This window comes from Methylotenera sp. (assembly GCF_029946165.1).
GTDB lineage: Bacteria > Pseudomonadota > Gammaproteobacteria > Burkholderiales > Methylophilaceae > Methylotenera.
In genome coordinates this window covers 196,206-208,212 of sequence record NZ_JAQSDZ010000006.1, presented here as the reverse complement: position 1 = coordinate 208,212, position 12,007 = coordinate 196,206, and the positions used below count along the sequence as shown (strand labels likewise).

The 12,007-nt window shown below is 42.6% G+C and carries 8 protein-coding genes; all 8 read left to right on the top strand.

Annotation, left to right across the window (positions count from 1 at the left end):
- The first annotated feature begins 218 nt into the window (after positions 1-218).
- Positions 219-2,372, top strand: coding sequence for an ATP-binding protein (locus PSV17_RS05205; protein ID WP_300480294.1), 2,154 nt, complete (start codon positions 219-221; stop codon positions 2,370-2,372).
- Positions 2,369-2,749 (top strand): response regulator, encoded by a 381-nt coding sequence (locus PSV17_RS05200; protein ID WP_300480292.1) that lies wholly within the window; start codon positions 2,369-2,371, stop codon positions 2,747-2,749. Before PSV17_RS05205 ends, PSV17_RS05200 begins: the two co-directional genes overlap by 4 nt.
- Positions 2,746-3,207: a chemotaxis protein CheX gene (locus tag PSV17_RS05195; protein WP_300480290.1), complete on the top strand. Its 462-nt coding sequence runs from the start codon at positions 2,746-2,748 to the stop codon at positions 3,205-3,207. Before PSV17_RS05200 ends, PSV17_RS05195 begins: the two co-directional genes overlap by 4 nt.
- Before the next feature lie 219 nt (positions 3,208-3,426).
- Complete coding sequence (gene nirB / locus PSV17_RS05190) at positions 3,427-5,856, top strand: nitrite reductase large subunit NirB (protein ID WP_300480289.1); 2,430 nt, start codon at positions 3,427-3,429, stop codon at positions 5,854-5,856.
- Positions 5,857-5,911: 55 nt separating this feature from the next.
- Positions 5,912-7,117 carry a nitrate/nitrite transporter gene (locus PSV17_RS05185; RefSeq protein ID WP_300480287.1) on the top strand — a complete coding sequence of 402 codons (1,206 nt, stop codon included), beginning with the start codon at positions 5,912-5,914 and terminating at the stop codon, positions 7,115-7,117.
- A 32-nt stretch (positions 7,118-7,149) separates the two neighbouring features.
- A complete protein-coding gene (locus PSV17_RS05180) occupies positions 7,150-8,844 on the top strand; it encodes a bifunctional protein-serine/threonine kinase/phosphatase (RefSeq protein WP_300480285.1) in 1,695 nt (564 codons plus the stop codon).
- Between the two features lie 23 nt (positions 8,845-8,867).
- Entirely contained in the window at positions 8,868-9,197 is a 330-nt protein-coding gene (gene nirD / locus PSV17_RS05175; RefSeq protein WP_300480283.1) for a nitrite reductase small subunit NirD, read from the top strand.
- A 63-nt stretch (positions 9,198-9,260) separates the two neighbouring features.
- A complete protein-coding gene (locus PSV17_RS05170) occupies positions 9,261-11,975 on the top strand; it encodes a nitrate reductase (protein WP_300480281.1) in 2,715 nt (904 codons plus the stop codon).
- The last annotated feature ends 32 nt before the right edge of the window (positions 11,976-12,007 follow it).

Genomic DNA, 12,007 nt, shown 5'->3' with positions numbered 1-12,007 from the left:
CTGCGTCATTAAGCATTCGTTTAATGGCGCAGCAAGTAAGTAAAATACAGCCACATCAGAAGATTAGTTACTCATTATTTAACAGCCAAATTAAACGTTAATTTTACTTCAATCGTTTTATTTCTTAGATTGAAGACAGCTGTAAACAATTCAAATGGCTTTAAAAATTGACCACCAACGACGGTGACTTTTCTAAGTTTTTTTATTAAGGTGCATTCATGGCTATCGTCAACAATACAAATACATTTAATAAATATAGCGGCTTACTCATTGCCGTGACACTGTTTCTGTTATTCAACTTAAGTGTGTTGGGTCTTAATTTCTACACCTCATCTACACTCGATAATGATGCCATTTCGATTAACTTAGCGGGTCGACAAAGAATGTTGTCACAGCGTACTGCTAAGGTTTTGCTGACCATTCAGGTAGATGCAGCGCAAGGTAAGTTTAACGATAAAAATACAGCAGAACTTAAAAAAGTAGTGTTATTGTTTGATGCGACATTGAATGCTTTTAAATCGGGCGGGCAAGTACTTGGTGGTGATGAAAAGGCGGTCACTCTTAACAAAGTAAGTGATTCAGCCGCCACAAAAGCCGTAGATGCTGCATTAACGATTTGGCAGCCTTATAAACAATTATTAACCCCAGTTATTAATAGCCAAGTGGTTGAAGAATCTAGCCTAGATGCCGCTACAGATTATGCAAGAGATCATAATCTTAAGCTATTAACGCTGATGAATGACCTCACTACGCAGTTAGAAAAAAATACTAAAGCTAAAGCAGGCAATTTAAAGTTAATACAAACTATTGCTTTAGTGTTGTCTTTATTGCTGTTTGGCAACATTGTATTTAACGCGCTACGCAAGTTGCGTGCTGCAGATGGTGAAATTGAGAAAGCGCAACGCGAAACGACTGAGATTTTAAATACCGTCAAAGAAGGTTTGTTTTTATTAGATCCTGAATTATTGATTGGCACCCAGTTTTCTAGCTCAATGAATAAAATTTTGCAGCATGACATTAGCGCAAAAGTGCCTTTTATGCCAATTTTGGAGGCTTTGGTTTCGGCAGAAGTTTTTAGCCAAGCGACCAATTACATTAGCCTGTTATTTGGCAATAAAGTTAAAGAAAATTTAATTTTGAGCTTAAATCCGCTTATGCAAGTGCGGGTTTATTCGACCACCTCAAATAATATAGCCAGCGCGCCTCGATACTTGAGTTTTCAATTTAACCGCGTGATTGAAGATAAGCGAGTATTACATTTATTGGTAACAGTGCAAGACGTTACCGAGCAAGTGACGCAGGCAGAAGAGTTGCTTAAGCTTAAAGGTCAATCTAATATTAATTTAGATTTCCTCCGCAAGTTGTTGGAAGCCGATAGTTTTCAACTACAACAGTTTTTGAAAAACACCAATACTGGTCTTAGCGCTTTAAATACCATATTGGCTAATGCTGATAAACGTGCGTCAAACCATGATGACTTGGCAAATCAATGCTTTCGCATCGTGCACTCCATTAAAGGTGAATCTGCAGCAATGGGTTTAGAGGCAATTGAGGCGTATGCCCATCAGTTTGAAGAGCACTTGTCCTTACTGCGTAAGAAAACCAATTGGGATACGCAAGAGGTTCTAAGTTTGCCCGTCATGCTCAGTGCTTTATTTGACCAAATTAGTCAAATTGAAGTCATTGTAAATGCTATTCAATTACATCTTGAGTCAGCCAATACCACTCAAAAACAAACTTCGGTGTCTAGCAGCATTAGTCATAACTTAACGCGTTTGGCGGCCCAAGTGAGCCAAAATCAAAACAAAAATGTGCGGCTTAATTTAAGTTTGGCTTTGCTTGATCAAGTGGAAACTAAAACCGCGATTCAATTGCAGCAAATCGGTATTCAGTTAATACGGAATAGTATTTGCCACGGAATTGAAACGGCGGCAGCTAGAGCCGCAAAAGGTAAGCCTCCGCATGGTGAAATAACCATCAGTACGCAAATGACACCCCAAGGCGCGATTCACTTTAGTGTTCGTGATGATGGTCAAGGCATTGTCCCCGCGCGCATACGAGCCGCTATGGTGGCGTCGGGTCGTTATTCAATAGAAATGGTAGACCAGTTAACGGATAAAGAAGTTGTTAAAAAGCTTTTTGAGCCTGGTTTTTCTACTGCAAGTACGGCTGATAAAGATGCTGGTAGTGGCGTTGGTATGGATCTCATTCAATCATTGGTGAACGAGATTGGTGGTGAATTAAAGATTGATACTAAGCCAGATGTATTTACCCAGTTTACATTCCGTATTGCACAACATAAAGCGCCTGCCATTAATTTGGAAAGCAATTTATTTGACAGCACTGTAAATGTGTTGGAGCGCGTAACATGAAGCTCATGATTGTTGATGATTCAAATATCATTAGAAATCGTATTGCACGTATTGCCTCGGATTCCTTTTTAAACCAAAAGCTACCGAATATTGAAATTGTAGGCGCAGCGGCCTCTGGCGTAGAGGCGCATGCTTTGTTTTTAAAAACGCGCCCAGAAATTGTCACTATGGATTTAACGATGCCAGAAATGGATGGGGTGGAATGCACGACACTACTCACTCAAGTTGATCCTCAGGTGAAAATTTTAATTATCTCTGCGCTTAGTGATAAAGCCACGGCAATTCAAGCATTAATGAATGGTGCCGAGGGTTTTTTGTACAAACCGTTTACGGATGATGAACTCATTAATGCATTATTGGAGTTGGTAGAAGAATGAGTGACTTAAGCGAGAAAGATATTGATGTTTTTATTGAAGCGGTTGGCGATTATTTTAAAAAAACGACACAAGAAGCCGCTTCTGTTGGTGTAGCTTACCTTGCTCGCAATGCGTTTCCCATGAATGACTTTACGGGCATGATTAAAGTCAGTGCCGATTATGACGGCATACTCTATTTTTCTGCGCCAAGCGCAATGTTGCGACATTTATTAACCGTCATGAAAGAGACTAATCAGTCGGATGAAAATCTATTGGATGCGGTAGGGGAAATCGCCAACACCATTTCAGGCAATGCACGCAAATATTTTGGTGAAAATATGGTCATTTCCATTCCTGAAAAAGTTGCAGGATTACCGAGCAGTTTTAATCAGCAAGCGCGTTACTATGCCTACGTAATCATTATTAAATGGAAACATTACAGTGCATCTTTAATTGTTGATATCTCTAGAAAACGATGATTTTTAATCAATAAATTCAATCTGAGGAGTGAATCCAAGCTATTTTCAATCAAATATTATGAATTGGCACTTTTATAGTGCGTTAATTTATTGATTGACTACTTTGGTGCATATATTCTCCTATAGAAAATATATGTCATTGAATTTATTGTATTTTTAGTTAGGCATGGATGTTGCTTTATATGCCTTGTATTTAATTAACTTAAAGTCTTATATAAAATGCAAAAAATGAAATTAGTAGTAGTTGGTAACGGCATGGCAGGCATGCGTACTGTAGAAGAACTACTTAAGATAGCGCCTGATATTTACGACATTACTGTGTTCGGTGATGAGCCGTATCCTAACTATAATCGCATCATGCTATCGCCAGTCTTGGCGAATGAGCAGACGATTGACGACATCATTCTAAATACCCGTGAATGGTACGCCGAGCATAATATTACCTTGCATACCAATGCGCGCATCAACAAAATTGATCGTAAAAATCGCGTGGTTTATGCGGAAGATGGCACGAGTGCGGAATATGACCGCTTGCTATTAGCTACGGGTTCAAAACCATTTATGCCACCTATTCCAGGTAACAATCTTGAAGGTGTCTTAGGCTATCGCGACATTAAAGATACTAATGACATGATTGAGGCTGCAAAAAAATACAAGCATGCAGTTGTAGTGGGTGGTGGTTTGCTTGGTTTAGAGGCAGCTAACGGCTTAAGTATTCAAGGTATGGATGTGACTGTTATCCATCGAAACGAATGGTTGTTAGAGAAACAGTTAGATAAAACAGCAGGCATCATGCTGCAAAAATCTCTAGAAGCTAAAGGCCTTAAATTTCATCTATCTACCAATACAGAAACGATTATTGGTGATGAAAATGGTCGCGTTAAAGCGGTTCGTTTTGCCGAGGGTTTTGAGTTACCTGCCGATTTATTAGTATTAGCTGTAGGTATTCGCCCGAATTTCGCACTGGCTGAATCTGCTGGTATCCACTGTGACAAAGGTGTAGTGGTGAATGACACCATGCAAACTTTTGATCCGCGTGTATATGCCGTGGGTGAGTGCGTTGCGCACCGTGGCATTTCCTATGGTTTAGTTGCGCCTTTGTTTGAAATGGCAAAAGTCTGCGCTAATCATTTAGCTAATTATGGTATTGGTTTGTACAAAGGTTCTGTCACCTCAACAAAATTAAAAGTGACCGGCATTGATTTATTCAGCGCGGGTGATTTCACTGGTGATGATGAAACTGAAGAGATTGTTTTGCACGATGCAGTTGGTGGGGTATACAAAAAACTCATCATCAAAAACGACAAAATCGTTGGTGGCGTGCTTTATGGGGATACCACGGACGGTTCGTGGTATTTTCAAATGCTTAGGGATAGCAAACCTATCCACGAGATTCGTGATCACTTAATGTTTGGTCCCTCTGCGATTGGTGATACTGGTCATCAAGGTCAAAGTCAAGCATCACTAATGACCAATGAAATGGAAGTATGTGGTTGTAATGGCGTATGCAAAGGCACTATCGTTAAAGCCATTCAAGATCATGGTTTATTCACTCTTGATGATGTGAAAAAGCAAACAAAAGCTGGTTCAAGCTGCGGCTCATGTGTGGGCTTGGTTGAGCAAATTTTAGCGTCTACTTTAGGTGGCGGATATGCGCCACCGTCAACCAGCAAAGCGGTTTGCGGTTGTACTGAGAAAAACCATGAAGAAGTGCGTGAAGAAATTCGCACTCACAAATATTTAAATATTCCAGATGCGATGGCAGGCATGGGCTGGAGTACGCCTAACGGCTGTGCAACTTGCCGTCCAGCGCTAAATTATTACCTACTTTCTACTTGGCCGCATGAAGCGAAAGATGATCCACAGTCACGCTTTATTAACGAACGCGTTCACGCCAATATTCAAAAAGACGGTACTTATTCAGTCATTCCGCGTATGTACGGCGGTGTAACTACACCAAGCCAATTACGCAAAATCGCCGATGTGGCTGATAAATACTCAGTACCTATGGTGAAAGTGACTGGTGGACAACGTATTGACTTGCTAGGCGTTAAAAAAGAAGACCTAGTCGATATGTGGGCAGATTTAGATATGCCATCTGGCTATGCTTACGGTAAGAGTATTCGTACGGTTAAAACTTGTGTTGGTAGCGAGTTCTGCCGTTTCGGTACGCAAAATTCCACCCAAATGGGCATTGATATCGAAAAAGCATTTGACCACATGTGGGCGCCACATAAAGTTAAATTTGCTGTGTCAGGTTGCCCACGTAACTGTGCAGAATCTGGCATTAAAGACGTTGGCATTATCGCGGTAGAGTCAGGCTGGGAAATTTATGTAGGTGGTAACGGTGGTATTAAAACTGAAGCTGCGCAATTTTTATGTAAAGTAAAAACTTCTGATGAAGTGCTAGAGTATTCAGGTGCGTTCATTCAAGTTTACCGTGAAGAAGCCCGCTATTTAGACCGCACTGTGCATTGGTTAGAGCGCGTAGGTTTAGAATATGTAAAACAACGCATACTCGAAGATGTAGAAGGCCGTAAAGCCGCATACGAGCGCTTGCTATACACATTGCAAGGTGCAGTAGATCCTTGGGCGGAGCGTGTAAATAATCGCAATAAACATAAAGAGTTTGAAGTGATTGAGGTGTAGATTTTTTGGATTGATTAATAAATCTATTTCATTTTAGGGTGGTTAAGGAAGTTTTATGCAAAAAAGTTTTTGGCAAGTAGGACATAAACCAACGTTGTTCTCAGCGTTTCTATACTTTGATTTAAGCTTTATGGTATGGGTATTGCTCGGACCATTAGCGGTGCAAATGGCGGCAGATTTAAACTTATCTGCTTCACAAAAAGGCTTGATGGTGGCAACGCCAGTATTGGCTGGCGCATTATTACGTATTGTGATGGGTGTGTTGGTAGATCAAATCAAACCAAAAATGGCTGGTCTAATTGGTCAAATTATTGTGGTCTTAAGTTTACTATTGGCTTGGTTGCACGGTATACAAAACTTTCAACAAGCGTTAATGTTGGGCATAGGTTTGGGTTTTGCAGGTGCGGCGTTTGCTGTTGCTTTGCCGCTCGCAAGCCGTTGGTATCCACCAGAGCATCAAGGAACTGCGCTAGGTATTGCGGGTGCTGGTAACTCAGGTACAGTGTTTGCTGCATTATTTGCACCCTCGTTAGCGGTTGCTTATGGCTGGAATAACGTATTTGGCTTGGCGTTAATTCCGCTAGGCATTGCGATGTTTGTTTACATCATTTTTGCTAAAGATAGCCCAGATGCACCGCCAGCCAAATCGCTTAGCCAATACGTGGCTATTCTGAAAGATAAAGACGCGTGGTGGTTTATGTTCTTTTACAGTGTGACTTTTGGTGGTTTTGTTGGCTTAGCTTCATCGCTCACCATTTACTTTAATGACCTTTATAGCCTAGGAGCTGTTAACGCAGGGTACTGTACAGCGGCCTGTGTGTTTGCTGGATCGCTAGTTCGCCCAATTGGCGGTTTGGTGGCGGACCGTATTGGCGGAGTTCGTACGCTATTGGCTATGTATAGCGTTGCTGCCGTATTATTAGTTATCATGAGTTTTGGACAACCAACTTGGCAGTTAGCACTCGCGATAATTATTCCTGTGATGGCAATTCTAGGTATGGGTAATGGTGCAGTATTCCAATTAGTACCCCAACGCTTCCGTAAAGAAATCGGTGTAATGACTGGTTTAGTGGGTATGGCTGGCGGTGTAGGTGGTTTCTACCTAGCGGCAAGTTTAGGTTACTTTAAACAAACTTACGGTAACTACCAAATAGGTTTGTTGATATTTGCAGGCTTAGCAGTGCTAGCAATGATAGGTCTAGCTGGTGTGAAAACTAGATGGAGAACGACTTGGGGTAGTGTGACTACAGCGAAAGTTTAAATTTAGTGGTATTAGCGCTGTAAAATAATCCCATGTCATTAAAATTTGAAATTGGCCAATCCAGCCTAACGGGTCCGCGCGCACGTAATGAAGATTACGTGGGTGTGGTCACTCCAGCAGGTACGCAATTAAGCATTAAAGGCGCACTCTTGGCGGTAGCGGATGGCGTCAGCGGCAATGCGGGCGGTGGTGAAGCTTCTGAAATGACCATGCGCACGGTGACCTCAGATTACTACGCCACGCCAGATACATGGGAGCCGCTAACGGCATTAGATAAAGTGCTTACTGCTGCTAATCGTTGGTTAATTGCCCAAGCTAACGCAAACCGCGATATGGTTGGCATGGCGACTACGCTTTCATTATTGGTATTACGTGGGCAACGTTATTATTCTGCACATGTGGGCGATACGCGTATTTATTTACTTCGAGATGGCAAGTTAAAGAAGCTTACTACTGACCACGTTTGGGATAGACCTGAGATGCGTCACGTGTTAAAGCGTGCGGTTGGCTTAGATCGACATTTAGAAGTGGATTATGCCGATGGTGCGTTGCAAGTCGGTGACGTGTTTGCTTTGATGAGTGATGGTGTTTGGGATGCATTAGGCGAGCAGGCTATTCATAAAACGATGGCGCTTTATGATAGCCCGCAAATGATTTGCGAGGAACTCACAAAATTAGCCATTGAAAAAGGTAGCACTGATAACAGTACCGCAGTTGCCGCTAGAATTACGCAGCTTGGAGAGGAAACACTTTCGGAGTTGTTAGCTGATGGTAGACATTTGATTGTGCCAAATAAGTTGCAGATCGGTGAAACCATAGATGACTTTGAAATAATCGAGGTTTTATATGAGTCTCGAGCAAGTTTGCTATACAAAGTACGCCACCTTAATAGTCGGCAATTGTTTGTATTAAAAACATTACAGCCACTTTTAGCCAATGATGTAGAAAGCTGTAATGGCTTGCTCAATGAGGAGTGGCTGGCAAAGCGTGTGGTTTCTCAATATGTGCCGCAAGTTTTTCCAGTGACTGCTGAGAAACGTAGCAAGCTTTATTATGTAATGAGTTGGCATGAAGGTTCGACGCTACAGCAGCGCTTAGATAGCGGGCATCATTTCACGGTAGTGGGCGTGGCTAAAATTGGAATTGATTTATTGCGCGGTATGGCTGCATTGCATCGGCTCAATATCGTACATAGAGATATTAAGCCAGATAACATTCACCAAGCGACTGATCAACGATTGCGTATTTTAGATTTAGGTGTAGCCTTAAGTAGTATGATTGTTGCCACCGAAATGTCACAAAACCCTGGAACACCAAGCTTTATGGCGCCAGAGTTATTTGATGGTGAACCAGCTACAGTGCAAAGTGATATTTATGCGGCAGGAGTCACGCTTTATTACTTGCTCACACGTAAATACCCGCATGGTGAGATTGAGCCGTTTCAACGTCCGAAATTTGGTGAGCCGATTCCACCGACAAGATATAGACCGGATATACCCTATTGGCTCGAAAATATCATTCTTAAAGCCATCGCGCGCGACTTAAAGTTACGCTTTGAAACTGCAGAAGAAATGTTATTAGCGCTTGAGCATGGAGAGTTAAAACCAATCTTAGCGCCAGCACGTACACCATTAATCGCACGTGCTAGATTAGTTAAATGGCAGTGGATTGCTATTTTTTCATTTGTTTTAAATTTATTGTTAATTTATTTATTAGTTGTTTCATAAGTTTGAATTAAGGTTAAAAAATCATGAGTAATTGGGTAAAAGTAGCGCCATTTGAAGATATTCCTAGATTAGGCGCGCGCGTTGTTCGTACAAAGAACAAAGATAATGTCAGTATCGACATTGGCGTATTTCGTTTAGAAGATGACCGCATATTGGCCGTCAATAACAGCTGTCCACATAAAGGCGGACCACTGTCAGAAGGCATTGTCTATGGTGACAAAATTGCTTGTCCTCTGCATAGCTGGAAAATCAGTTTAGTCGATGGCAAAGCAGATGAGCCAGATGTGGGTGAAACTGCCTGTTTTAATACAAAAGTTGAAGATGGCGTTGTATATCTAGAGCTAAAAACCTGATTAAGCAAACTAGATTCAACAAACTAGCCTAACAAAGATTCATATTTAAAGATTAGCAAAAAAGTGATTAAAGAAACCAAATCGACTTGTTGTTACTGTGGCGTTGGCTGCGGTGTCATTATATCTAGCCAAAATGACAAGATTATTGACATAAAAGGTGACCCAAATCACCCTGCCAACTTTGGGCGCTTATGCACCAAGGGTTCTACGCTACATCTTACTGCCAAGCTTGATAACCGCTTACTTTACCCTGAAATGCGTTTAACGCGAGAAGAAACGCGCAAACGCGTTTCTTGGGACGAATCACTTGATTACTTAACTGAACAATTTGCCCAAACCATCGAAAAGCACGGGCCAGACTCCGTGGCTTTTTATATTTCAGGCCAGTTATTAACTGAAGACTATTATGTGTTCAATAAGCTCGCCAAGGGTTTGATTGGCACCAATAACGTCGATACGAATTCGCGTCTTTGCATGAGTTCTGCAGTCACAGGATACAAAGCTACGTTGGGTTCAGATGCACCACCCGCATGTTATGAAGATATAGACTCTACCGAGTGCTTATTTATCACGGGTTCAAATACCGCATTTGCGCACCCTATTATTTTCCGCCGCATTGAAGATGCAAAGAAAAATAATCCAAATTTGAAAATTGTCGTGGTCGATCCGCGCCGCACCGATACTGCGCAAGCTGCAGATTTGCATCTCGCTATTTTGCCAGGCACAGACGTTGCCTTGTATAACGGTATGTTGCATGTATTGCTGTGGGAAGGCTTGCTGGATATGGCTTATATCCAAGCGCACACTAATGGTTTCGATGCGTTAAAAGATACTGTGCGCGAATATACGCCCAAAATGGTAGCAGATATTTGCGGCATTAAAGAAGCTGACATTATCACGGCAGCAAAATGGTTCGGCAAAGGCCCTAGCCTTTCTATGTACTGTATGGGTTTGAATCAAAGCATCCACGGGACAGATAAAAACGCAGCCTTAATTAACTTGCATTTAGCCACTGGGCAAATCGGTAAATTAGGCGCAGGACCATTTTCACTGACAGGTCAGCCAAATGCTATGGGCGGCCGTGAAGTCGGCGGCATGGCGAATTTATTATCTGCGCATCGTGATTTAGCTAACCCAGAACATCGCGCCGAAGTCGCTACACTTTGGGGGGTAGAAAGCGTACCAGCAACACCTGGTAAAACAGCCATCGAAATGTTTGATGCTGTGAAAGACGGCAGCATTAAAGCCATTTGGATTGCCTGCACCAACCCTGCGCACTCTATGCCAGACGTGAATAATGTGATTACTGCCTTACAAAATGCCGAGTTAGTGGTGGTGCAAGATGCTTACAACAATATCGATACCAACCAATACGCAGATGTATTGCTGCCAGCCAGCACTTGGGGTGAAAAAGAAGGTTCAGTCACCAACACCGAGCGACGCATTACTCGCGTGAATCCAGCCGTCCCAACGCCAGCAGAAGCGCGCCATGATTGGGCAATTATGGTGGATTTTGCGCAACGCTTAGAAAAACGTTTAGCTAAAAACTCTAACTTGTTCCCCTATACAACAACCGAAGAAATCTTCAACGAGCATCGCGAAACTACACGTGGCCGAGATTTGGATATTACTGGTTTGAGCTACAGCTTGCTTAACGAGCAAGGTCCACAGCAATGGCCATTTAGAACTGGCGACACGACTGGCGCAGCACGTTTATACACCGATGGCGTGTTTCAAAAGCCAGATGGTAAAGCACAATTTGTGAATACTATCTACAAAGGCACTGCAGATAAAACCGATGCACGCCATCCGCTGCATTTACTCACGGGCCGTTTGCGTGACCAGTGGCACGGTATGAGCCGCACCGGCACGGTGGCACAACTGTTTAACCATGCCGAAGAGCCCGTCATACAGATGAACGCGGATGACATGATGCGCCGCTCAATCAAAAATGGCGACATCGTCAAAGTGAGCAATAAGCGCGGCAGTTTAGTGTTGGTTGCGCAATTGTCTGATGAAGTGCAAGCCTCACAAACCTTTATAGCGATGCACTGGGGCAGTCAATTTATGCACGGCTTGGGCGTGAATGCCCTAATGCCGCCAAATTTTGATAAAACCTCAAAACAACCTGAGCTTAAGCACACGGCCATCAAAATTGAAAAGCTAGAGTTACCGTGGCGCATGACTGTGATGCGTACCATTGAAAACTTAGAGATGTTGGAAAAAGTACGTGGTTTATTAACCAACTTTGACTACGCCACTTGTGGTTTATTTGGCCGCAAAACTGAACATCATGTCGGCATGCTAATTTTACGTGCAGCGCATACACAAGCGCCAGATAAGGCATTAATTGAGAAAATTGACCTGATATTAGCGATGACAGATGACATGCCATTGCTCAATTATCAAGATGCAAAACGAGGCATTAGCAAACGAATTTTAGTCAGTAGTGATAGCGGCAAGCCAGAAGTCACAGGCGTGCGCTTGGTAGGTGAAACGCTTGCTACCGATTGGCTGAAAGAAGTGATGACCTCAGGTGAGTTTACCGCAGAGCTCCGCCGCTGGGCGCTCGCGCCACTCAGTATCCCGCCAGCAGGCCAGCGTAGCCGTGGCAAGATTATCTGCAATTGTTTAGATGTTGCCGAAAACAATATTATCGAAACCATCCAACTAGGTGCAGATTTAATCACTCTACAAAATAAACTGAAATGCGGCACAGAATGCGGCTCTTGTGTACCAGAGCTCAAACGCTTAGTCGCGGCAAATAGCAAACATTAGGTTTGTTTGCTGTATATAGATATAGCTGTGAT

What these genes read in the sequence shown, in the direction of transcription:
- PSV17_RS05205 (WP_300480294.1), top strand. Translation starts at nt 219, where the DNA reads ATGGCTATCGTCAACAATACAAATACATTTAATAAATATAGCGGCTTA.
- PSV17_RS05200 (WP_300480292.1), top strand. Translation starts at nt 2,369, where the DNA reads ATGAAGCTCATGATTGTTGATGATTCAAATATCATTAGAAATCGTATT.
- PSV17_RS05195 (WP_300480290.1), top strand. Translation starts at nt 2,746, where the DNA reads ATGAGTGACTTAAGCGAGAAAGATATTGATGTTTTTATTGAAGCGGTT.
- nirB (WP_300480289.1), top strand. Translation starts at nt 3,427, where the DNA reads ATGCAAAAAATGAAATTAGTAGTAGTTGGTAACGGCATGGCAGGCATG.
- PSV17_RS05185 (WP_300480287.1), top strand. Translation starts at nt 5,912, where the DNA reads ATGCAAAAAAGTTTTTGGCAAGTAGGACATAAACCAACGTTGTTCTCA.
- PSV17_RS05180 (WP_300480285.1), top strand. Translation starts at nt 7,150, where the DNA reads ATGTCATTAAAATTTGAAATTGGCCAATCCAGCCTAACGGGTCCGCGC.
- nirD (WP_300480283.1), top strand. Translation starts at nt 8,868, where the DNA reads ATGAGTAATTGGGTAAAAGTAGCGCCATTTGAAGATATTCCTAGATTA.